Source organism: Mucilaginibacter boryungensis (assembly GCF_015221995.1).
In the GTDB taxonomy this organism is placed as follows: domain Bacteria; phylum Bacteroidota; class Bacteroidia; order Sphingobacteriales; family Sphingobacteriaceae; genus Mucilaginibacter; species Mucilaginibacter boryungensis.
Genome location: NZ_JADFFM010000001.1, coordinates 1840740 through 1862750, shown reverse-complemented (window position 1 = coordinate 1862750; position 22011 = coordinate 1840740). Strand labels below are relative to the sequence as shown.

The 22011-nt window shown below is 41.6% G+C and carries 21 protein-coding genes; 11 read left to right on the top strand and 10 right to left on the bottom strand.

Going from position 1 to position 22011, the window contains the following annotated elements; translation table 11 throughout:
* The first annotated feature begins 82 nt into the window (after positions 1-82).
* Complete coding sequence (locus IRJ18_RS07820; RefSeq protein WP_194105633.1) at positions 83-604, top strand: dihydrofolate reductase family protein; 522 nt, start codon at positions 83-85, stop codon at positions 602-604.
* A gap of 155 nt (positions 605-759) precedes the next feature.
* On the opposite strand, the gene IRJ18_RS07815 is transcribed toward IRJ18_RS07820, so the two are convergent.
* A complete protein-coding gene (locus IRJ18_RS07815) occupies positions 760-963 on the bottom strand; it encodes a hypothetical protein (RefSeq protein ID WP_194105632.1) in 204 nt (67 codons plus the stop codon).
* A gap of 216 nt (positions 964-1179) precedes the next feature.
* Between IRJ18_RS07815 and IRJ18_RS07810 the strand changes: the two genes are divergently transcribed.
* The 5 genes from IRJ18_RS07810 to IRJ18_RS07790 are packed head-to-tail and all read left to right on the top strand — an operon-like array spanning position 1180 to position 5392.
* A complete protein-coding gene (locus IRJ18_RS07810; protein WP_194105631.1) occupies positions 1180-3096 on the top strand; it encodes a sensor histidine kinase in 1917 nt (638 codons plus the stop codon).
* Entirely contained in the window at positions 3089-3781 is a 693-nt protein-coding gene (locus IRJ18_RS07805) for a response regulator transcription factor (RefSeq protein ID WP_194105630.1), read from the top strand. Before IRJ18_RS07810 ends, IRJ18_RS07805 begins: the two co-directional genes overlap by 8 nt.
* Positions 3782-3830: 49 nt before the next feature.
* Entirely contained in the window at positions 3831-4289 is a 459-nt protein-coding gene (locus IRJ18_RS07800; protein WP_194105629.1) for a PaaI family thioesterase, read from the top strand.
* A 3-nt stretch (positions 4290-4292) separates the two neighbouring features.
* A complete protein-coding gene (locus IRJ18_RS07795) occupies positions 4293-4751 on the top strand; it encodes a GNAT family N-acetyltransferase (RefSeq protein WP_194105628.1) in 459 nt (152 codons plus the stop codon).
* Positions 4752-4768: 17 nt separating this feature from the next.
* Positions 4769-5392 carry an RNA-binding domain-containing protein gene (locus IRJ18_RS07790; protein WP_194105627.1) on the top strand — a complete coding sequence of 208 codons (624 nt, stop codon included), beginning with the start codon at positions 4769-4771 and terminating at the stop codon, positions 5390-5392.
* A 47-nt stretch (positions 5393-5439) separates the two neighbouring features.
* Here IRJ18_RS07790 and IRJ18_RS07785 read toward each other — a convergent pair whose 3' ends face one another.
* The 4 genes from IRJ18_RS07785 to IRJ18_RS07770 all read right to left on the bottom strand — a co-directional run bounded on the left by IRJ18_RS07785 (position 5440) and on the right by IRJ18_RS07770 (position 9913).
* On the bottom strand, positions 5440-6285 hold the full coding sequence (locus IRJ18_RS07785; protein WP_194105626.1) for an energy transducer TonB: 846 nt from the start codon (positions 6283-6285) through the stop codon (positions 5440-5442).
* Positions 6286-6433: 148 nt separating this feature from the next.
* The gene (locus IRJ18_RS07780) at positions 6434-7012 is read right to left on the bottom strand and encodes a DUF4468 domain-containing protein (RefSeq protein WP_194105625.1); all 579 of its coding nucleotides are present in this window, start codon (positions 7010-7012) and stop codon (positions 6434-6436) included.
* A gap of 66 nt (positions 7013-7078) precedes the next feature.
* A complete protein-coding gene (locus tag IRJ18_RS07775; protein ID WP_194105624.1) occupies positions 7079-8128 on the bottom strand; it encodes a porin in 1050 nt (349 codons plus the stop codon).
* Between the two features lie 222 nt (positions 8129-8350).
* A complete protein-coding gene (locus IRJ18_RS07770) occupies positions 8351-9913 on the bottom strand; it encodes an ammonium transporter (RefSeq protein WP_194105623.1) in 1563 nt (520 codons plus the stop codon).
* Positions 9914-10465: 552 nt separating this feature from the next.
* Between IRJ18_RS07770 and IRJ18_RS07765 the strand changes: the two genes are divergently transcribed.
* On the top strand, positions 10466-12637 hold the full coding sequence (locus IRJ18_RS07765) for a glutamine synthetase III family protein (protein ID WP_194105622.1): 2172 nt from the start codon (positions 10466-10468) through the stop codon (positions 12635-12637).
* A gap of 54 nt (positions 12638-12691) precedes the next feature.
* Here the strand turns inward: IRJ18_RS07765 and IRJ18_RS07760 are convergent, their stop codons facing one another.
* On the bottom strand, positions 12692-13222 hold the full coding sequence (locus tag IRJ18_RS07760) for a DinB family protein (RefSeq protein ID WP_194105621.1): 531 nt from the start codon (positions 13220-13222) through the stop codon (positions 12692-12694).
* Between the two features lie 150 nt (positions 13223-13372).
* Here IRJ18_RS07760 and IRJ18_RS07755 point away from each other — a divergent pair, with 150 nt between their 5' ends.
* Positions 13373-14914, top strand: a complete 1542-nt coding sequence (locus IRJ18_RS07755) for a L,D-transpeptidase scaffold domain-containing protein (RefSeq protein ID WP_194105620.1) — start codon at positions 13373-13375, stop codon at positions 14912-14914.
* A gap of 64 nt (positions 14915-14978) precedes the next feature.
* Here IRJ18_RS07755 and IRJ18_RS07750 read toward each other — a convergent pair whose 3' ends face one another.
* From IRJ18_RS07750 to IRJ18_RS07740, 3 genes are all read right to left on the bottom strand, one after another.
* Positions 14979-15797, bottom strand: a complete 819-nt coding sequence (locus tag IRJ18_RS07750; protein WP_194105619.1) for a murein L,D-transpeptidase catalytic domain family protein — start codon at positions 15795-15797, stop codon at positions 14979-14981.
* 144 nt (positions 15798-15941) lie between these two features.
* Positions 15942-16523, bottom strand: coding sequence for a nitroreductase family protein (locus IRJ18_RS07745; RefSeq protein ID WP_194105618.1), 582 nt, complete (start codon positions 16521-16523; stop codon positions 15942-15944).
* Positions 16524-16614: 91 nt separating this feature from the next.
* Positions 16615-19047, bottom strand: coding sequence for an alpha-ketoacid dehydrogenase subunit alpha/beta (locus IRJ18_RS07740; RefSeq protein WP_194105617.1), 2433 nt, complete (start codon positions 19045-19047; stop codon positions 16615-16617).
* A gap of 138 nt (positions 19048-19185) precedes the next feature.
* Here IRJ18_RS07740 and IRJ18_RS07735 point away from each other — a divergent pair, with 138 nt between their 5' ends.
* The 3 genes from IRJ18_RS07735 to IRJ18_RS07725 all read left to right on the top strand — a co-directional run bounded on the left by IRJ18_RS07735 (position 19186) and on the right by IRJ18_RS07725 (position 21347).
* Complete coding sequence (locus IRJ18_RS07735) at positions 19186-19590, top strand: DUF1573 domain-containing protein (protein ID WP_194105616.1); 405 nt, start codon at positions 19186-19188, stop codon at positions 19588-19590.
* A 90-nt stretch (positions 19591-19680) separates the two neighbouring features.
* Positions 19681-20907 carry a pyridoxal phosphate-dependent aminotransferase gene (locus IRJ18_RS07730; RefSeq protein WP_194105615.1) on the top strand — a complete coding sequence of 409 codons (1227 nt, stop codon included), beginning with the start codon at positions 19681-19683 and terminating at the stop codon, positions 20905-20907.
* 158 nt (positions 20908-21065) lie between these two features.
* The gene (locus IRJ18_RS07725; protein ID WP_194105614.1) at positions 21066-21347 is read left to right on the top strand and encodes a hypothetical protein; all 282 of its coding nucleotides are present in this window, start codon (positions 21066-21068) and stop codon (positions 21345-21347) included.
* Between the two features lie 81 nt (positions 21348-21428).
* On the opposite strand, the gene IRJ18_RS07720 is transcribed toward IRJ18_RS07725, so the two are convergent.
* Positions 21429-22001 (bottom strand): hypothetical protein, encoded by a 573-nt coding sequence (locus IRJ18_RS07720; RefSeq protein ID WP_194105613.1) that lies wholly within the window; start codon positions 21999-22001, stop codon positions 21429-21431.
* Positions 22002-22011: the final 10 nt, after the last annotated feature.

Here is a 22011-nt window from a genome sequence, read left to right as displayed (position 1 = left end):
TTAAAATGTCGTGATTTTGCCTTTTCCTGTAGTCATCGACCATGTAACTTTGAAATATCAACTAACCATAAAATGGATCGACATGAGAAAGTTAAAATTACAAATGAATATTTTACTTGATAACAAATGGGACAGCGGAATGTCGAATTTTAGTATCGACAACCTTAAGAGTGTTGACTGCATTTTACATGGACGAAAAACAGCAGAGGGTTTTATTCCATATTGGGCCGAAGTAGCAAGCAACCCCAACGATACCGAGCATCAATTGGGAAAGTTATTCAAAGAGATTCCTAATGCCGTTTTTTCAAATACGCTCAAGGTCAGCAAGTGGGACAATACAACAATTATAAGCGGCGATATAAAAGAGGAAATAAAAGTTTTGAAAAACAAAAACGGAAAAGATATTATTGTTTATGGGGGCGACTCGTTTGCATCCTCATTAATTCAGCATGATTTGGTTGACGAGTTTTATTTATTCGTAAACCCTGCTGAACTTGGTAACGGACAGCAAACTTTTAATCCTTTAAAAAACGATTTAGAGCTGAAACTTGTGAACTGTAAACCGTTCGCATGCGGCGCAGTTTTGCTGTATTACACCAGATAGAAGAACCTAAAAAAAAGAGATTGTCTCATAAGTAAAATCAAGGTTCTGAGAATCGTTTGTGCGAAACGCTCTCTACCACCTCCATCCGAATAAGTTAAAGAAAAAGAGGCTGTTCTCGGACTTCTGAGACAGCCTCTTTTTTTATGAACTGATCTTTACATTTTTGGCGGCGTTTTGGTGGTATCCTTTTTCATGGTATCGGTCCGCATGGTGGTATCGGTTTTAGCCGGCGCACTCATTTTTGCCGAATCCACTCTTGCACTGTCTGTGCCACTTGCTGCTTTATTGGAACTGCAGCCCGCTGCAATTGACCCGATTATCGTCGCCACAAGGGCTAAACTTAAAATTTGCTTTTTCATAGGTATTAAATAACTGATAAACTATTCTGTTAAGTAACATAAACCTAAAACGTGAACCATGGTACTTTGTTTAAAAATTTTCATCCATTTTTCATTTAAAGCAAAAAAGTTACAAATAGTGATTTAATTAAAATCCCTTACTTTATGTTAATGTGTGTTAACAGAATAAGCAAATTCACTATGGGATAAATACCTTTATCCAGGCTAATATTCATAATGGAAAAGAAATTAAAAATTGCATTCGGGCTGGTATCGCTTTCATTGATCGCTATAGTTGCTTTTCAGCTGTACTGGACAGTGAATGCTTATTATGTCAACAAAAAAACATTCGAAAATAAAATTGATATAGCCATGCAGCAGGCGTTGGACAGTTGCAAGAAAAGGTATTTTGATTCGATACGGGTGATGATGGTAAAACGGCTGAGTGATACCAGCCAAATCAAAATCAAAGTAGATACTACCTCCACAACGTTCACGGATGCAAAGGGGCCTTTTTTCTCCTATAACATTTACATGAGCACTCCGACGGGTGGCATGCTTGGACTAATTCCAGTGAACAGGACTATAACCCCTTTACGGATGTTTGCCCCCCTGGCCGCTAAGCCCGTAACCATCACTCCAAAAGACATCTTTGCAAATTCCCCAAAATATCTTGTAGGTAAAAACGGCACAGTCATCACATTAACTAAACCTGGTCCGTTGGCAAATTCCACCGTTACATTGCCGCCAAAAAAAAATCTCATCGCGCAACGTTCCTATATAGCAATTCCGGATAAGTCAAAAATATCGATCGATCCTTTGTCGGGCGAAATTTTATCGCCAACTATAGCTATTGATAACAGGCGCTGGGATTTCTATAAACGGATGATCAAGCATAAAGCAACAGTGCCGGAGGTGCTGACCGAAATGTCGTTTTACGTGCCAACTACCATGCAATCCCTTTGGGGGGTTTTAACCACAGTAGATATGGGCGATCCTGTTAATAAAGCCCATATGAAGATGATTATGGATAAATATAAAGGTGCCGCCAGGGATACTTTTCTTGCACGCGGCGGCCAATTTCAGCGCAGGGGAATAGGTGTATTGGCAGCTAATTACCTGCAAACCGAACGGCTGAAATTGCAAAAATATTTCGATGCCGCTTTGAAAATTCAACATATCAACGCACCGTATTACTTAAACCTTTCAGAGCATCATGCTATTATAGATACCACAACGCGGCCCAGTGCAACTACCGAACAGGAATACAAATACTACGGTATGCGCATATTTGGGCTTTCTGCCAACAAACCGCCTTTGTACCTGCAGGCCATTTTTAAAGGTTCAAAATATGCGGTGTTAAAAGCAATGGCGTTTACACTTATTGCTTCGGTATTGCTCATTATACTCACCGCCGTATCGTTTGCGTATACCATCCGCATTATTCTTCAGCAAAAAAAACTGGCCGATCTGAAAGACGATTTCATCAACAACATGACGCACGAGCTGAAAACCCCGATAGCCACAATTACCGTAGCCATTGAAGGGCTGCAAAAGTTTAACGCATTGAATGATACCGAAAAAACACAACGCTACCTGCAAACATCGCGCAATGAATTAAATCGCTTGAATGATTTGGTAACCAAGGTATTGAATATTGCTACTTTTGAAAATAAGGAAATACAGCTTCATAAAGTACAGGTGGACATTAATGAGGTAATAAATGATATTATTAACACCGAACAAATACAAATTGGTAAAGAAGTAAACATCACCTATTTAAATAAGGATGGAATAAACACCGTTGATGCCGACCTGTTCCATTTTCGCAACGTGCTAAATAATTTGGTTGATAATGCCATCAAATATGCCGGCAATACGGTCGATATTGCTATCACCTGTTATCAGCAAGGTGGCTTCGTCTGCTTTTCCGTTAAGGATAATGGCATTGGCATAGCGGCGGCTAACCTGAGTATGATATTTGATAAATTTTATCGCGTCCCTACGGGCAATGTGCATAATGTAAAAGGCACGGGTTTGGGCTTAAGTTATGTTAAACATATTATTGAAGCACACGGTGGCAATGTAATAGCAAAAAGTGAAATAGGTGCCGGCACCGAATTTATCGTTTCATTACCTTTAAGCAATGGATAAAATAAAGATACTGCTTGCCGAGGATGAGTTATCGCTGGCCCACATTGTAAGGGAAAGTTTAGAAGACCGCGATTATAAAGTGATACTATCCGCCGATGGCGAACAGGCTTTGCAAAACTATTATCAACACGCGCCGCATATACTGGTGCTGGATGTAATGATGCCAAAAATGGACGGGTTTGAAGTGGCGAAAAGGATCAGGGCTACCGATACCCAAACCCCTATTATCTTTCTCACGGCGCGTTCACAAACCAAGGATGTAATAACCGGCTTTGAACTGGGCGCCAACGATTATTTAAAAAAGCCCTTCAGTGTAGAAGAACTGATCATCCGTATAAAGGTATTGCTTACATCAAACCGTATGTTGGTGCCAGATAACATCAGCAAAAACAATAGTTATGAAATAGGCAACCTGTTGTTTGATGCCGGCCGTAATACCATTGCCCATGGCATAAACAAGTGGGGAATTACTGCAAGGGAAAGCGAATTACTTAGCCTGTTATATAAAAACAAACACCAGGTGGTGCCTAAAGGTATTTTACTGAATACCATTTGGGGCGATGATAACTTTTTTAACGCGCGCAGTCTTGATGTTTTTGTAACCCGGCTGCGCAAACACCTGAATGCCGACCCCAACGTGCAGATCATTAATATCAGGGGGATAGGATATAAATTGGTGTATTAGTACCGGCAAAATTATTCATTCCATAATTTTTTTATGATATTTAGGCGCCATGCCAATTTCAGAAAATGCCTTAAAATGGGCCATCCGCTTTTATCCGCCGTTGTTTTTTCAGCGCATTTGGGTAAAATCGTTTGCCAAGGGTTTTAAGGGGGTCGAAGTAAAGGTTAGTAAAAGCATTTTTAACAAAAATTACAATAACTCTATTTTCGGGGGCACTATATTTTCGGCAGCCGACCCTTTTTACCCTTTGCTTTTTCATCAGATATTTTTGCGACGGGGGCATAATGTAATTGTGTGGCTTAAATCGGCCCAGGTACAATATTTAAAACCGGCACACAAAAACCTGCATTTTAGTATTAGTATAGATGATGCAACTATTTTGGAAGCCGAGCAAATATTACTAAGCGAGGGTAAATTTATCCGCACCTTTACCATCGAAATATTTAATAATGACAACGAACTATGCGCTACGGTACAATCTGAAGCGTATGCACGTTTATTATCATAATTTATGAAAGTGATCATTAACGACGAGGCGTATCATAAAAAAGGGTTTAGTATCTCCACAGATCAAAACCTGCTTGACTTTGATACGATATATCATTACCTTGACAAGGAATCGTATTGGGCTAAAGGGATACCCGCAGATAGGCTGCGTATAGCAATAGTAAATTCTATGTGCTTTGGTGTTTATCATTACGATAAACAAATAGGTTTCGCAAGGATAATAAGCGATAAAGCTACTTTTGCGTATTTAGCTGACGTGTTTGTGCTTAATGAATATCGTGGCCAGGGATTATCAAAATGGTTAATGCAAACCATACGTGAACACCCCGATCTGCAGGGCTTACGCCGATGGTCGTTAGCTACGGCCGATGCACATGGTTTGTATCAGCAATTTGGGTTTACCGTTATTACCAACCCGGAAAGATGGATGGAGATCTTCTCCCCTTATCTTACCCAAAACTAAGGAAGAGAGAAATAGAGATGAATATTAAAAAGCTGATCTTTGAAGGCGAGGGGGTTTCCTTAGACTTTAAAAAGACCATAACCCGTTGCGATAAGATAGCTAAAACGATGGTGGCGTTTGCCAATAATAAGGGTGGGCGGTTACTAATTGGCGTTGCCGATGATGGATCGATACCGGGTGTAAAGTATGAGGATGAAGAGAAGTATATGATCACTAAAGCTAATCAGCAATACATACGCCCCGCACTTGAACCCGTTTTTGAAGAAGTGTATGTAGATGATAAGTTGGTATTGATAGTGAATATTGAAAGCAGCGATACTAAACCACACTATGCCCTTGGCGAAGACGGCAAATGGTGGGTATATGTGCGGGTGAAAGATAAAAGTGTACTGGCCAGTAAAATTGTGGTTGACGTACTAAAAAGGTCGGCCGATGAGCAGGGCGTATTGATTGAATATTCGGCCAATGAAAAGGCCTTACTGGGATATTTGCAGGAGCATAACCGGATAGATATTAAGGAGTTTTGTAAACTGCTTACTATTAGCCGTAAAAATGCCCAGCGGATATTGGTTAACCTGGTCTTATCGGGTGTTATCAGTATTCACACTACCGAAAAAGAAGAATATTATACAGCCATATAAGCAAAGGCCAAAGCGGTATCCCTGCTTTGGCCTTTAACATTACCTATTTACTGATCTGTTAACTGGAAATTAATAGGGATGGTATACCGTACCCGTACAGGCTGACCATTTTGCATCCCGGGTTTCCAGGCTGGTGCTATTTTAAGTACACGGGTTGCTTCTTCATCAAACCCATACCCTACCTTACGCATTACCGTAATATCTGACAGATGGCCGTCCTTTTCAATAATAAAACTCATAAATACTTTACCACTGGCGCCGGCTTCCTGTGCCATAATAGGATAACGCAAGTTCTTTTGCAGGAATTTAGACCAGGCGTTCACTCCGCCAACTGGCTCGGGCATAACTTGTACTTCGTTAATACCTTTTTCTCCGTTATCCTCTCCGGTGCCTGTTCCGCCCTTTACCCCTTCAGTTACTAATGGCGCGTTTGTGCCTACAGGGCTCCCTTCCACCTTTAAATCCACCGTGCCGCTGGCAATGTTTGGATCCACTGGCTTAGGGTCTTCGGTTACTTTATTATCCTCTACAGGCTTATAATTAATATTTTGCGTAGATACCGGTTTGGCTGCAGCAGGCGGTTGCTGTTTTACTTCTTGCTTGGGTTTAGCTGCCTCTTTATGCTTTTCCGGCATCTTATAAACTTTGTCATCAGGCAGTGTCACCGGCACCACCCTCACTAAATCAGGCCCGGGTTCTATTGGTTTGCTGCGCGAGATAACTGTTTCCGTAATACCAAAGGCCGCTACACTAAAAAATGTTATAGCCATTGCCCTTACCATTGTACTACCATAATGGCTCCTTAGTTCATAAGCGCCATATTGTTGGTTACGGTTCTTAAATACAAGCGAAAGCCACTCGCGCTTGTACAAATCAAATTCTGAAATTAGCATGATGGTTGAAATTAAATTTCTTATTTAACGCTATACAATTACATCATATTGCGAAAAATTGCACTTTTCATACTATTTCAATAAAACATAAACTAAATTATTAGTTTATTAAATAAACAAACAAATCTCTTTCAAACTAATAATTTAGTTACCAGTTGCGCGTATTTATTTTAGGTGTTGTTGTGGTCTTTTTTTGCGGAGTAGCCAGGTATAAAGCAATTTCTTCACCTTCTTTAATACCAAGCTTCACAATTTGGTCTGCATAATTGTCAAAAGTTTTGGTGCCTGCTTTGTCTTTTAAGCGCTCCAGAGGTACCTCTACTCCCGGGCTGCGTTCGGAAACGCCGTACCTATTACGCTGATACGGGTAATAAACAAAATCTGTCAACCAGTAACGATATTTACCCTCTTTAAATTCAATATTCATTACATAGGCCATATCGCCGTCTTCATGTTTAGTTAAACCCGCGTTACTATATACAATAAACGCTGACTTAATAGTAATTGATTGTTTGCCCACCACGGCAATCTTTGAAAACGATTTTAAATACCTTGATCTGTACCCTGCCAGGCATCGGTTAAACAAAGTGTCAGCAGATACTGCCGGCTTATCTACAACCTGGTAAAAAATGTATTTATTACGCTCATCAAGCGTTAACTGCCCGGTTTGAGCGATTGATGTTTTAACTAAAAAACAGCAGGCCAGTATCAAAAAAATATTTTTCATGGTATAAAGATAAAAAAGCCGCCCCGTATTGCGAGGCGGCTATAGTTAACTTATAATAAGGTTTTATTAGAAAGCATATACTGCAGCTAATGAAAACTGCGAGGCTGAAGTTGTGGCTAAGCCTTTGCTATCTGTAAATGATGTGTAAGTTTTATCGCCCCAGCTGTCAAACCTAACTTCAGGGATAAAGGTAAGTGGCCCTGCTTTTAAGTTAGCTGTAAAGGTAAGTCCTGAAATATGTTCTTTTGGGGTAGTACCAATCGCTTTAAGTTCAAAATACTCGTAACGTAAGCCCAGTGTAACATCTTTAGATACGCCATATTGCGGATAAAGGGCAACACCATCGTAACCACCGCCGCCATGTGCAGGGGTATAGGTAGCACCATTTAAACCTAATTTAAACGCGTCGGTTATTTGATAAGCAGTTGTCAGGTCAAATATAGTCCCTGACGAAGGGCCGGTTGCCAGGTTAAAATATGCTGTCCAGCCTTTTACCGGGGCAATCATTAACTGAGCGCCGAAAGTTGAAACGTCTTTATTTGCAGTGTAGGTATTCCAGTTATCGTTAAATATGCCCGCCATCAAACTAACTTTATCAGAAAATGAATAAGTAGCTTTAAAACCTGCATTCTGGAAAGGGCCTGAAGTAAACAGGTATGAAGTTGAATAATTAAAGTTACCTGTAGGGCTAATTACTTCGTACCCAACAAATGTAGCCATATAGCCTGCTGTTAAATTGAATTTATCGGTCAGATCGTACGATACGTACAAATTCTGGATATGGAATGAATTGTTCGCATTAGCAGCGGTACCATCACCATTTGGGATAGACTGATACTGCCCCCTTGGGCCAAATGCCAATTCACCTACAAAAGCTGCTTTGCCAACTTTCTTTTTTAAACCCAGGTCTATCATGCCGATAGATACAGAATTCTGGTCGGTTGCGAAACTTGTAGGGATGTTTTGATGGCCCGAAAAATCATACTTATAATAAGTATCAACCGAGCCTGTTATAGTTAAAGGCGGATCGGCCGGGGCCGGTTTAGCCGCGTCCTGCGCCTGTGCAGTGTAAACAAACGCTGAAAGTGCAAGTAAAAGTAATTGTTTGGTTTTCATATTTAATTGTTAAAGGGTTGAATGAATTTTGTTGAATAAATTTGACATGGCTCACCCCTGCCGGTCGTTTTCCGGTTAAAACAAGGTGTAACAAATCAAAAATTAACTGCTTGCTTTTTGGGCGGTATAAAGCATTGCATGCAAGCAGCTGATAGTAATATATTATGATGTGTAAGAAACTGTACGGATAATTGCTTATCCGTACAGATCTGTCATATCATTTTATGCTAACGGTGCTTTAACACCCGATTCGAATAAACCGCTAAGGCTTACTTCGTCATCTTCCTGATCAGGGTAAGCTGAAGTACCATGCTCAAATACGTCGATGCCGCCTTTCATTAGTTCGCCATGCTCTTCTACACGTAGTTTCCATGGATAAGGGAACTTACCAATTACAAACATCATAATACCAGCTATAGCAAATGTGGCAAAAGTGATGCTTGCACTACCTACTAACTGGTGCATTAACTGCTCGGTACCACCACCGTAAAATAAGCCGGTAACCGGTTTAGAATCATCTGGTCCGGTTGGGCCGGTGAAACCATATTTACCGCAGGCAAAAAAGCCTATTGATAAGGTACCCCAGATACCATTTAAGCCGTGTACAGGAACAGCACCAACCGGATCGTCTATACGGAAGTACTCTAAAGCAAGTGTACCGTAATAAACAATAACACCCGATATTGCACCTAATAATATAGCGCCAAGCGGACTAACCCAATAGCACGAAGCTGTAATAGCAACTAAACCTGCAAGGAAACCGTTAACTGTAAAGCCAACATCAAATTTCCCTTTAGTATCGCCAAACCATAGTGCAAAATACATGGCCACTATACCGCCTGCGCAGGCAGCTAAAGTAGTATTGGCAGCTACACGGCCTATACCTTGTCCGTCCATGGCAGATAAGGTACTACCCGGGTTAAACCCATACCAGCCAAACCAAAGCAGGAAACCACCAACTGCGGCAATGGTAAGGTTGTGCGGGGCTGGCATGCCTCCGCCATCGCGTTTAAATATCCGCCCTAGCCGTGGGCCTAAAACCATTGCACCAACTAATGAAGCGATACCGCCAATAGTGTGAACCACTGTAGAACCAGCAAAATCAAGGAAACCTTTGGCTACTAACCAGCCATCGGGGCCCCATGCCCAGTGACCTAAAATTGGGTAGATAAAGCCAGTGATACCAATACTGTAAAGTATATCTCCACGGAAACTTGTACGGCCGATCATTGCGCCGGATACAATTGTTGAGCAGGTATCAGCAAAAGCGTATTGGAAAATCCAGTGTGCTAATACAGGGATACCTGTGCTGCCATAAGTAAGTGGCGTATTTTGTAAAAAGAACCAGGTTTTGCCGTCGGCACCACCCCAACCAATAAATCCGTTGCCGCTGCCAAACATAAATGCGTAGCCTATAGCCCAAAACAAAATACCGCAAAGGCAAGTATCAAAAATACACTCCATCAAAATGTTAACGGTTTCGCGCTTACGTGCAAAACCAGCTTCCAGCATCACAAATCCGGCTTGCATACCGAATACTAAAAACGCAGCCACCAATGTCCATATGGTATTAACCGTATTGATCATTGATGTTTCGTGAGCCGTATAAGTATCGGCTGCATGTGCAGATGTTGAAATGAGGCCAGGTACTACCATCATAGCAATAATTACAATAAATAGCCCCAGGATCTTCCCCGAAAAAATTGTTGCACCAAGTGCCCATTTCTCTCGTGTCAGCTGTCGAAACGAGTCGAAGAGTTTGCTTTTTGTGAAGTTTACTTCCATTGTTTTTAAATTTAGTTAGTTAGAATGATATGTGAACGATTAAATATTTACAAAACTTAATAAAACTATAAAATAACACTTACTATAATTTAAAATTAGAGAATATTTTGAGTTTTTGTATTAAAAATATGATTTAAAATTATCAAAATGATACATTTTTCAATTTTTATAATCAAATTCTCTAATTTTTTCCTGAAATTATAGATATATTTTCATTTAACCAAAAAAATAACGAATAAATAACATCAAATTAATAAACTTTTATCATTTCATTAAAATAACAACCACAAATAGACCGTATATTCACATATCATTAAAAAATCGGAAAGAAAATAAGCAATATTTTAAAATAAGCCAATTTACTATGATATTATCACATAAAATCCATGTTTTCTATAGATTTTATAGCAACAATGTACAGTATTATATAGGTGTGATTAAAATATTGATATGAAATGGGCCAGCCCTGGTAGATTTTTTTTCGATTTTTATCCGATTTTTTAAGGTTTATAATCAGATTAGCTTATTTTTGATTATCAATTACCTAAAAAAATGATGAATTTCAGATTTAAAGCCCTCGAAACGGTACTAACACGAACAATTCCCGAAGTAAAACCCCCGTCAAGCAAAATTTCCGATTATTTTGGCGCAAATGTTTTCGATAACAAGAAACTAAAAGAATATTTATCAAACGATGCTTACCTGAGCATTATCAATTCAACCGGCGATGGCGAACCTATCCCGCGTGAAACCGCCGAACAAATAGCATCAGCCATGAAAAGCTGGGCCATTGGGAAAGGCGCTACGCATTATACACACTGGTTTCAGCCGTTAACCGGCTCTACCGCTGAAAAACACGATGCCTTTTTTGAACCCGCCGAAGATGGTGTAATTGAGCGGTTTAGTGGCGCTGCCCTTGCCCAACAAGAGCCCGATGCTTCCAGTTTCCCAAGCGGCGGTATACGTAATACCTTTGAAGCCCGCGGCTACACTGCCTGGGATCCCTCATCCCCTGCTTTTATTATGGGGCGCACCTTGTGTATCCCTACCGTATTTGTTTCATACACCGGCGAGGCGTTAGATTATAAGGTACCGCTTTTAAAAACACTGAGCGTACTGGATAAGGCCGCGGTTGATGTTTGCCATTATTTTGATAAAAGCATTGAAAAAGTAAATCCATCGCTGGGTATTGAACAGGAGTATTTCCTGGTTGACCTTGCCTTATATAATGCACGCCCCGACTTATACCTTACCGGGCGTACGCTGTTTGGCCACATGTCGGCTAAAAACCAGCAGTTAGAAGATCATTACTTTGGTTCGATACCCGAGCGCGTTTATGCCTACATGCAGGATATGGAAACCGAGGCCTTATTATTAGGCATACCATTAAAAACCCGCCATAACGAGGTTGCGCCTTCTCAGTTTGAATGCGCACCTGTTTACGAGGAAATAAACCTGGCTATCGATCATAACCAATTGTTAATGGATTTGATGGACCGTGTGGCCAAACGCCATAATTTTAAGGTACTGCTGCACGAAAAGCCATACCAGGGCATTAACGGTTCGGGTAAGCACAACAATTGGTCGATGATTACCAATACAGGCAAAAACCTGTTATCGCCGGGCAAAACACCTAAAAACAACCTGATGTTCCTCACATTTTTTGTGAATACAATAAAAGCGGTGTATGAACATGCCGACCTGTTGCGCGCGTCTATCGCTTCGGTAAATAACGACCATCGCCTGGGCGCTAATGAAGCGCCGCCAGCTATTATCTCTATATTTTTAGGCAGTCAGCTTAACGATGTGCTGGACGAGATAGAAACATCCCGCATCAGTAAAAAAATAAAAGACGATAGCCTATTATGGCAGGGCATACCCAAGGTACCACAGATATTTAAAGATAATACCGACCGTAACCGCACCTCGCCTTTCGCCTTCACCGGCAACAAGTTTGAATTACGCGCGGTAGGTTCATCAGCCAATTCGGCTAACCCAATGACTATACTAAATTTAATTGTAGCCGACCAGCTGCGTAAGTTTAAGTATGATGTGGACAAGCTAATCCGTAAAGGCGAGAAGAAAGATGTTGCGTTGTTAACTATTATTAAACGCTGCATTAAAGAATCCAAAGCTATCAGGTTTGAGGGTAATGGCTATAGCGAGGATTGGGAAAAAGAGGCAGTTGCACGTGGTTTAACCAATATTAAAACTACCCCCAAAGCCCTGGATGCGCTGTTATCGGACAAAACAGAGCGTTTGTTTGATGAAACCGGCGTTTATAACAAACGTGAAGCACAGGCACGCCATGAGATTTTGCTGGAGAGCTTTTATAAAAAACTACAAATTGAAGCCCGCGTAATTGGCGAATTGGTTAATAACGTAATTATCCCTACGGCTATTAACTATCAATCGAAACTGGTGGAAAACGTGCGTGGGTTAAAAGACCTTGGCTTACCTAAAGAAACTTACGCGGCCCAGCTTGATATCATCACCAAAATTGCTGAACACGTTAACTTTATAAAAAGCAATGTGGAACATTTAATTGATGAACGTAAAAAAGCAAACGTTATTGAAGACAGCCGCGAAAAAGCAATTGCCTACGATGAGAAAGTAAAAACCTACTTTCAGCCTATACGCTACCATGTAGATAAACTGGAGCAATTGATAGATGACTCAATGTGGCCACTGCCTAAGTTCAGGGAGTTATTGTTCATAAAGTAAACGCCTCTCCTTTGGAGAGATAACGAAAGCGCCAATTTAATATTGGCGCTTTTTTTATTCCTCGCCTTTGGGGAGATTAGTATGGGTAGTTACCCGCACTGTAACCAATAATTGCCCGGTATGCCGCATGGTATGCTCGGCAGCATGAAACAACAGGCCAATAACAGTCGATGGGAGTTGTGAGCGGCCTACTCCCCTTTGTTCAGTAAGTGTGTTTTCATCAGTAGCACTTAATTGCGCAATAGCTTTATCAACCTGCATATTAAAAGAATTTATTAATGCTGCTATACTTTCACTGTTATCCTTTCCTTCTTTTGCCAGGTATTGCAACTGTTCATTGCTTAATTTTTTGCCGGCAGCATAAGTAAAAAGCCTGTCTATTACACCTGTTAAATGCTGCAGGTGAAACCCGGCCGATGCAAGACCGGATACTTTATCCCAAAGTCTTTTTTCTGGAAAATCGATTAACATCTCATTTACCTCTTCGCGCGATTGCAGCAAGGCATGGGCAACAGGCTGTAACAACTGCGGTATGTTTGGCAATGGCCCCCGCAGCCACACTTCAGGAAGTTTTGATTTATGCATACTGACCTAAATTATAATACTGTGTGTACTTAATTAACAACTGACAAAATAGTATTTATAACAATGGTATAAACTAAATAGCTTTAAAACCGTCGGGTTTTTGCTGTGGTATAAACATTGATAATGTATAAGCAGTAATTAACCCAACTGATGATAAACTATATATTTAAAAAAAATAACTGCACTGTGTATGCAGTGTTATTATTCCTTGCAACTTTTACTTTTCAAGGTTGTAAAAAGCCCGCCCGCTCGGATATGGGTGCGCAATTATTTAAAAAAACTAACAACAAGGTTTTTAAGGATGTTACCCCCGACGGCTTTGCCCCTGTTTTTGAAGATGTACTGAACCAGGAAAAATCCAAACTAAATAACGCCAATACTATTTCCGCTTATTATCACAAAAACGGGTTTGATCCTATTTTTGTGATGGAACACTTCCCTAACGATGATGTTAAAACCCTTTTAACCTATTATAACAATGCCAATAACCACGGCTTGGATCCCAAAATATTCCAAACAGCGCAGATTGATACTTTGCTGCATACATTCTATAATAAAAAGGGTATTAAGGATGTAAATGAAGCCTATCGTGACATAGCCCATTTAGAGTTGTTGCTGGCAAACTCATTAATTAATTATTCTAACGCTATGCAATTTGGTGTGATCAATCCGCGCCGGATATATGCCCGTTATTTTACCCAAACCAAACGTCCGGACAGCACTTTTATGACCCATGTATTTGATGTGCGTAGTTTTAAACCATATTTAGATAGCATACAGCCCAAAAACCCGCAATATATTGCCATACAAAAAGCGCTGGCCGATGCCAATTATATTGCGCCGGGTTTAACCAGGCAGGAAACCCAGCGTTTGCTGGTAGTTAACCTTGAACGTTTAAGATGGCAAAACAAACCTACGGAAAACCGTTATGTAATAGTTAACATACCCGATTTTCAGTTAAATATTATGAACGGCGGCCATTCTGAACTAAACATGAAGGTTTGCGTAGGCGAAGGGCGTAACAAGGACTACACCAATACGCTTGTAGAATATGATGAAAGCGATAAAGTTGACCGGCCGTTCTCGCGTGAAACGCCGCAATTAAACAGCATGATCAACGAAGCGCAGGTGAACCCGGTATGGAATATACCAGAAAGTATTGCCAGTAAGGAAATCATTACCGAAGCGCAAAAAGACCCTTACTACCTATCTAATAAGAATATTAACGTTTATAAGGATGGTAAGCTGGTTGATGATCCCGAAACTATTACCTGGGATGACAACTCAGCATCTGAATATTCATTTAAACAACAACCGGGTTCCGATAACGCGTTAGGTAAGATCAAATTCCTTTTTCCTAATAAAAGCAGCGTTTACCTGCACGATACACCGGCAAAAGAACCTTTTAATCAAACCATGCGTGCAGTTAGTCATGGCTGTGTTCGCCTTGAGAAACCGCTTGATTTTGCCAAAGCCCTGTTTGGCGATGGTGAGAAATATAATTTGATTGAAAAACTGGTAAGCGAGGACAAATCGGAACCTACTGATATTGCCCTGCCTAAGAAAATGCCTATTTATATTACCTATATCACCTGCTGGGAGGACGAAAATGGACAACTGCAGGTTAGACCAGATGTATACGGATTAGATATTGTGTTGTATGGGCACCTGCAAAAGCTGTCAGGGGTTTAGTTAATACATAAAAAAGCCCGTCAATATAATATTAACGGGCTTTTTATTAAGTTTTTATACTTGGTTAGTTTGCAGTAAATGCATCCTTTGCCAAATTAAAGCTACTATCTGCAAAAGCAAATTTAGCGGCATTATCTTCGTCTAAATATTTAGAGGTATAGTTGCTATCGTTACCTGCAATAAACAAAACGTTTTTGTTTTTTATGGTATCTATTACCTGGTCAACAACTTCTGTTGATACTGCCGGGCAACCAAAGCTACGGCCTAAACGGCCTAACTGGTCAATCGTGTTTTTGTTCACATATTCAGCGCCGTGCAATACAATTGAACGTTCGCGGGCCCTATCATTAAAGCCTTTATCTAAGCCATCTAAATGCAACGAACGACCATGCTTACCGATATATATATCATCTGTAATATAAAATCCTAAACTGCTTTGGTGCGATTCTTCACTGTTTGAAAAAGCGTTAGCCATATTATTGCCGCTACCTTGTCCATGCGCTACCCAGGTGTTTAATAACAATTTCCTGTTTTGCAGATCGATGATCCACATACGTTTAGTTGTGCTTGGCCTGTTAAAATCAACAACCGTTAATATGCTGCTGTTAGCAGGTAGTTTGTTAGCTATTTTTAAGTTATAATAACCAACAACCGCTTTTTGGAATACAGCTGAATCCAGTCCGGCCTGTGCAAGGCTTGCAGATTCGTATATATCATCCACATAATGGAAGAATAATACTTTAGCCGATGAATTTGGTGCTTTTCTTTCTGAAGTGTTTCTTAATGTACTGTCGCTTTTTGCAACATTTGCGAAACCAAGGCTAATAATTGATACTGATAGCCCCAGCAGAGCGCAGATTGTCCATAAAAAGTGTTTTCTCATATTTTACTTTGTAAAGTGGTTAATCAATACAGTAAAAAGGTTTATTATAATTAGTGAAACAAAGATACGCAATATTTATATACTACCAAACTACTGGAGTATTTTTGCGCTTAAACGAAATTAAATTGACTTTTGGTTAACAATTCAATCCATCCATTTCACCTTCTCTTCCACAGGCACTTTACGTTTGCCTTCAGGGTGTTCATTAGCATAGCCCAGGTACAAAATACCTAAAACGTTATCGTCATCGCCTAAGTTCAGAAACTCTTTAAATTCAGGACGTAAGGTCATTCCTCCCGTGCTCCAAAACGATGCTATGTTTAACGCCGTGGCGCCTATCAGCAAGTTCTGTACCGCTGCCGACGCTGCTGCAATTTCTTCGAACGGAGGTATTTTAGGCAGGTCGCCGCGTTTCATTACTGCGATAACAATGTGCGATACATTGTCGCCCATGTGGGTTAAATTATTAAAAGTAGTTGGGTTGAATGCCTCGGCAGCGGTATTTTTCTGATACAGGTCGGCATGCTGCTGGCAAAACTTAGCCGGGTCTGCATATACTATAAACTGCCAGGGCTGCGTATTGCCGTGATTAGGGGCCCAGTCGGCCAGTTCTAATAAAGCCGCTACATGGCCGTTAGGGATTTTGTTACCGTTCATCATAGCAGGTTTAATGCTACGGCGGTTTTTAATTGTATTTGAAACGATAGAAAAATTATTATTGTCCATTTTTAGATTTGTTCATAGTTGATGGTTCATAGTCCATAGTAATAGTTTGGGCACATCTGCCATGAACCATCATCTATAAACCATGAACTAATTAATAAATTGCCGGATATTTAACCGGGTTAGCCTCGCTCATCATATTGTAAATGGTTTCTACAATATCATCTAACGATGGTTTGCTGAAGTAATCCCCATCAGATCCATATGGCGGGCGATGTTCTTTACCGCAAAGTGTTTTAGGCTGTGCATCCAATAAGTAATACCCTTGCTGGTTTTCCAGTATCTGTTGCAGCATATAGGCCGAGCTTCCACCCGGGATATCCTCATCTACAATTAAAAGCTTACTGGTTTTGCGCAAAGATGCATTACAAACCCTGGTAGTATCAAATGGATACAGGGTTTGCGGGTCTATTACTTCAATGTTTACCCCCATTTTTTCCAGTTCTTCGGCAGCCTCCATTACAATACGCAGCGTTGAGCCGTAGGAAACCACGGTCATATCATAACCTTCCCTTATTACTTCGGCTACGCCCAACGGCACGGTATATTCGCCCGGGTTGGCCGGTAGTTTTTCCTTAAGGCGATAACCATTCAGGTTTTCAACTACTATGGCAGGCTCATCGCCGCGCAGCAGGGTATTATACATACCGGCGGCCTGGGTCATGTTACGGGGCACACAAATATGCAGGCCGCGCAAGGTATTTAATATCGTACCAAGCGGCGAACCCGAATGCCAGATCCCTTCCAAACGGTGGCCACGGGTGCGGATAATTAATGGCGCTTTTTGTCCGCCGCGTGTGCGGTAGCTTAAGCTGGCTAAATCATCACTTAAAACCGTAATGGCATATAACAGGTAATCTAAATATTGTATTTCGGCAATTGGCCTTAAACCGCGCATGGCTAAGCCTAAACCCTGCCCTATAATAGTAGCTTCCCTAATACCCGTATCGGTAATACGCAGGTCGCCATATTTAGCCTGTAAGCCCGCAAAACCCTGGTTAACATCGCCTATCGCCCCAACATCTTCGCCAAAGGCAACTATACTTTTATCGCGCTCAAAATTGGCATCGAAGCAAGCATTCAATAATTCGCGGCCATCCAGCATCCGGGGCTCCTGGTCGTAATTTACAGGCACCACCGGCACATGTAAAGGCGACATATAAGTTTCGGTGAATAATTTTGAGTTAAAACGCTCGTCGTTAAGCGGTTTTTGATTGTTTAACCAATTTTTCAGATTTTGCTTGGCGCTACCATCTTCGGCCAGTGCTAAACGGATAGCTTTACGCGCGGCAGAAATTACATCTGCCCGGCCCGGGTCGATCGCACGCTCCAATACCGAGGCAACCTCCTGTATCTTATGGCTTTTGGCCGATTCGCCCGCCAAGGCATTAATTAATGTGGCTACTTCGCTAAGCTCGGTCTTGATCTCGCCTGCCAACTCGTTCCAGGCTTCGCGCTGGGCATCGCGGACGGTCCTTTTGGCTGTAGCCTCTATCTCGTCCATCTCCTCGTCATTACTAATAGCAGTACTGATCATCCATTTGCGCATTTGCAGCAAACAATCATGATCGATCTCCCACGCCAGGCGGTCTTTCGATTTATACCGCTCGTGCGATCCAGAGGTAGAGTGCCCCTGCGGCTGTGTCATTTCTACCACGTGTATCAGTACCGGCACGTGTTCGGCACGGCAAACTTCAATAGCAGCGGCATAGGTATCGCACAATGCCGGGTAATCCCAGCCGCGCACTTTAAATATTTCGTAGCCGTTGGTGCCCTCTTCGCGCTGGAAACCTTTCAGTATTTCAGAGATATCTTCTTTAGTGGTTTGTAAACTTGCCGGAACAGATATTGCGTAAGCATCATCCCAAATGGAAATAGCCATGGGCACCTGTAATACGCCCGCTGCATTCAATGCCTCGAAAAACAAGCCCTCGGATGTAGCGCCGTTACCAATGGTACCGAAAGCCACCTCGTTCCCGTTAACCGAGAAATTTTTAAGATAAGCCAGCTCTTTATTCTGACGATATAGTTTAGACGCATAGGCTAATCCTAACAAACGCGGCATATGCCCGCCGGTGGTAGAGATATCGGCCGAGCAGTTCATGGTTTCGGCCTGGTTTACCCAATTGCCGTTAGCATCAATAAAGCGTGTAGCATAGTGGCAATTCATTTGTCGCCCTGCCGATGCCGGGTCTTTTTCAATATCCGGATTGGCGTACAACTGGGCAAAAAACTCCTTTAGGTTGCTCATGCCCGTAGCAAACATAAATGTCTGGTCGCGGTAATACCCTGCCCGCCAGTCACCAGCCTTAAAAGCCTTGGCCATAGCCAGTTGGGCCACTTCCTTACCGTCGCCAAAAATGCCGAATTTCGCCTTACCAGTCAGCACTTCGCGCCTGCCCAGTATACTTGCCTGGCGGCTCTCATATCCAATACGATAATCATTAATTACGATCTTTCTGAAATCTTCAAAACTCAGTTCAGATGCGTCAAACCTGCTGGTAGCATTCATTACGGTTTCAGGCATATAATATTCTGTTAGGGCGGTAAAATTATGAAATTCTATTTTGTAAAACGCATAAAATCCGCCCGAATAAAATAGTTAGGTTAAATAAACTTTTTGCTTAAAAATAAATCTATATATTTGTATATATACAAAACAAACATGAAAAAGTTGATCATATTATGCGCAGTAGTGTTAGGCTTTACATTTGCTGCTTCTGCACAGGACAATCAAAAACCTGAGTTTAAGTTTAATGAAGAAAAACACGACTTTGGTAAAATACCTCAGGGTAAACCTGTTACCACTATTTTCGAGTTTACAAACGTTGGCGAACAGCCTTTAATTTTAGCTAACGTGCAGCCAAGCTGCGGTTGTACCATTGCCGAGTTTACAAAAACCCCGGTAAAAAAGGGCGAAAAAGGTTCTATCAAGATCACTTATAACGCTGCTGTAATTGCACCGTTCAACAAGCCGATAACTATTACATCAAACGCGGCTACCCCAACTAAAATTATTAATATAGTTGGCGAAGTGGTAGCGGCCCCGGCAGCTACATCAAGCAAGTAATTGTTCTTATACAAAAATATTACAGGCATCCTTTGCGGGGTGCCTTTTTTGTTTATAACCTGTGCCGTGTTTTTTTATTAATTTTGCACCATGCCAAAAATATCATCAAAGGGCCAGCATATGCCCGCTTCGCCTATACGTAAATTAACCCCGTTTGCCGATAAAGCCAAACTGGACGGTAAAAAAGTATATCACCTCAACATCGGTCAGCCGGATATTGCTACACCCGATGGTATGCTGAACGCGATAAAGAACATCGACTTTAAGGTGTGGGCCTATACCCCATCTGAAGGTACTTTATCGTACCGTAAAAAGCTGGTTAATTATTATAATAAGCTGGGCTACAACATCAGTCCCGAAAATATTATTGTGACTGTAGGCGGCTCGGAAGCTATCACCATTGCCATGATGGCCTGCCTTGACCCCGGCGACGAGGTAATTATCCCCGAGCCTTTTTACGCCAACTACAACGGCTTTGCCTGCGAGAGCGATATTGTGGTGAAACCCATACTATCGTACATTGATAACGGCTTTGCCCTGCCCCCTATCAGCGAGTTTGAGAAGCTGATCACAGATAAAACCAAGGCGATCATCATTTGCAACCCTAATAACCCGACCGGTTATTTATATAGTGCCGATGAGCTTAACGCCCTGAAAGAACTGGCCCTGAAATACGACCTGTACATCTTCAGCGATGAGGCTTACCGCGAATTTTGCTATGATGGCCGCGAGTTTATTTCGCCAATGCACCTGGAGGGGATTGATGATAACGTAATTGTGATGGATACCGTGAGCAAGCGTTACAGTGCCTGCGGCGCGCGTTTGGGCTGTATGATCACCAAAAACAAAGCGGTGATTGCCGCCGGGTTGAAATTTGCCCAGGCACGGTTAAGCCCGGGTATGGTAGAGCAGATTGCCGGCGAGGCTGCTGTTGATACACCGGACAGTTATTTTGAAGCCGTAAATACCGAATATACCCACCGCCGCGATATACTGGTGAGCGCCCTTAACAAAATGGACGGCGTGTTTTGCCCTAACCCCGGCGGCGCGTTCTACGTGGTAGCTAAACTACCGATTGATAATGCTGATAAGTTTTGCCAGTGGATGCTGGAAAGTTTCAGTCATGATAACCAAACCGTGATGATGGCCCCTGCCACCGGCTTTTACAGCACCAAAGGCGCGGGCAGCAACGAAGTGCGCATGGCCTACGTGCTAAATACCACCGACCTGCAAAACGCCATGGCCTGCCTTGAGGAAGCCCTTAAAGTTTACCCGGGAAGGACGATTGTTACTGAGCAATTGGCAGCGGGCAATTAATAGCGTCTCAAGATTTTTGATTTAATACAAAAGCCGCCTGTTTGGCGGCTTTTTTGTTTCAGCGCTATAAAAGTTTATTCAATTATTACTTTGAAATACAAAGTACTTTTATATATCTTTGTTTCATCATTCATTCTATTCACCTTTAATTAATAAATATGGAAACTAACGCCGCGAATTTATATTTCAAGTCGAAAGCGATCTCGTTAACGCTACTGGCAGCTACCGCCCTTGTTTGCACCCGAATGTTGTTCTTTTTGTTTAATGACCCTGAAGGCCAGAACCTTTTAATAGTAATGGTATTTGCGCTTGGGATATATGCTGTATCCACCGCGGCCTACCTGCTCACCCCGCTCTCCATAAAAGGTATTGCAAGGCTTGTAGCTGTAGTTGGCATACAAGTATTGGCGGTTGTTGTGTTGTATTTCTGTATGAGGTGATTGAGTGTGAGGGTATAACACGCGCGTCACGCGTGCGCCAGCACGAAGGGCAAGTATGCGCGTGATGTATTTGTGCCAGGCTCAGGGGCTGGATCTATTTAATTTAAAAATATTTTTTAGTGAAAACCACACAATAACAGCGCAAAGCAGTATAGCACATCCTGAATAGAACCGCTCTTCAATCGTCCATTCTTTCCCAGCAATAAACGATAAAATATTTGCACCTAAAAATATGATATATACAATGGTAGGTGTTTCACCCGGGTTTTTGTAAGTATCAAGCACTTGTGGAATACCTGCAATGACCATTGCCAAACTACTCGCAATTATTCCTTCTTTTGCACCGGTGAAATACCAAACATTCAGGCAAATAATCACGAGAATTGCTGTTGTTGTTTCAACCCAAGTCCATGAAACTTGTTTTTTTAGCGCAAGTAAAATTGCAATGATAGCCGCGCCCAACGCATTAGATAATGAAAGCCAATAATTCCCTTCCTTAAGTATAGTTGTTATCGTTGCTATGGTATCAAGCATTGCCCATAACAAAAATGCTACAAAACTTTGCCTGACTTTTGATTTCATTATTCCGGCAATAAGAAGGAGATATGCAGCTATACCAATAATTCCTGCAAACGGTCTCAAAAAAGCCTGCATAAATATTCCT

Coding starts and splice junctions, on each gene's coding strand:
- IRJ18_RS07735 (WP_194105616.1), top strand. CDS start 19,186: ATGAAAAAGTTGATCATATTATGCGCAGTAGTGTTAGGCTTTACATTT.
- IRJ18_RS07755 (WP_194105620.1), top strand. CDS start 13,373: ATGATAAACTATATATTTAAAAAAAATAACTGCACTGTGTATGCAGTG.
- IRJ18_RS07790 (WP_194105627.1), top strand. CDS start 4,769: ATGAATATTAAAAAGCTGATCTTTGAAGGCGAGGGGGTTTCCTTAGAC.
- IRJ18_RS07725 (WP_194105614.1), top strand. CDS start 21,066: ATGGAAACTAACGCCGCGAATTTATATTTCAAGTCGAAAGCGATCTCG.
- IRJ18_RS07780 (WP_194105625.1), bottom strand. CDS start 7,012: ATGAAAAATATTTTTTTGATACTGGCCTGCTGTTTTTTAGTTAAAACA.
- IRJ18_RS07805 (WP_194105630.1), top strand. CDS start 3,089: ATGGATAAAATAAAGATACTGCTTGCCGAGGATGAGTTATCGCTGGCC.
- IRJ18_RS07730 (WP_194105615.1), top strand. CDS start 19,681: ATGCCAAAAATATCATCAAAGGGCCAGCATATGCCCGCTTCGCCTATA.
- IRJ18_RS07800 (WP_194105629.1), top strand. CDS start 3,831: ATGCCAATTTCAGAAAATGCCTTAAAATGGGCCATCCGCTTTTATCCG.
- IRJ18_RS07785 (WP_194105626.1), bottom strand. CDS start 6,285: ATGCTAATTTCAGAATTTGATTTGTACAAGCGCGAGTGGCTTTCGCTT.
- IRJ18_RS07810 (WP_194105631.1), top strand. CDS start 1,180: ATGGAAAAGAAATTAAAAATTGCATTCGGGCTGGTATCGCTTTCATTG.
- IRJ18_RS07760 (WP_194105621.1), bottom strand. CDS start 13,222: ATGCATAAATCAAAACTTCCTGAAGTGTGGCTGCGGGGGCCATTGCCA.
- IRJ18_RS07740 (WP_194105617.1), bottom strand. CDS start 19,047: ATGCCTGAAACCGTAATGAATGCTACCAGCAGGTTTGACGCATCTGAA.
- IRJ18_RS07775 (WP_194105624.1), bottom strand. CDS start 8,128: ATGAAAACCAAACAATTACTTTTACTTGCACTTTCAGCGTTTGTTTAC.
- IRJ18_RS07770 (WP_194105623.1), bottom strand. CDS start 9,913: ATGGAAGTAAACTTCACAAAAAGCAAACTCTTCGACTCGTTTCGACAG.
- IRJ18_RS07795 (WP_194105628.1), top strand. CDS start 4,293: ATGAAAGTGATCATTAACGACGAGGCGTATCATAAAAAAGGGTTTAGT.
- IRJ18_RS07720 (WP_194105613.1), bottom strand. CDS start 22,001: ATGCAGGCTTTTTTGAGACCGTTTGCAGGAATTATTGGTATAGCTGCA.
- IRJ18_RS07750 (WP_194105619.1), bottom strand. CDS start 15,797: ATGAGAAAACACTTTTTATGGACAATCTGCGCTCTGCTGGGGCTATCA.
- IRJ18_RS07765 (WP_194105622.1), top strand. CDS start 10,466: ATGATGAATTTCAGATTTAAAGCCCTCGAAACGGTACTAACACGAACA.
- IRJ18_RS07820 (WP_194105633.1), top strand. CDS start 83: ATGAGAAAGTTAAAATTACAAATGAATATTTTACTTGATAACAAATGG.
- IRJ18_RS07745 (WP_194105618.1), bottom strand. CDS start 16,523: ATGGACAATAATAATTTTTCTATCGTTTCAAATACAATTAAAAACCGC.
- IRJ18_RS07815 (WP_194105632.1), bottom strand. CDS start 963: ATGAAAAAGCAAATTTTAAGTTTAGCCCTTGTGGCGACGATAATCGGG.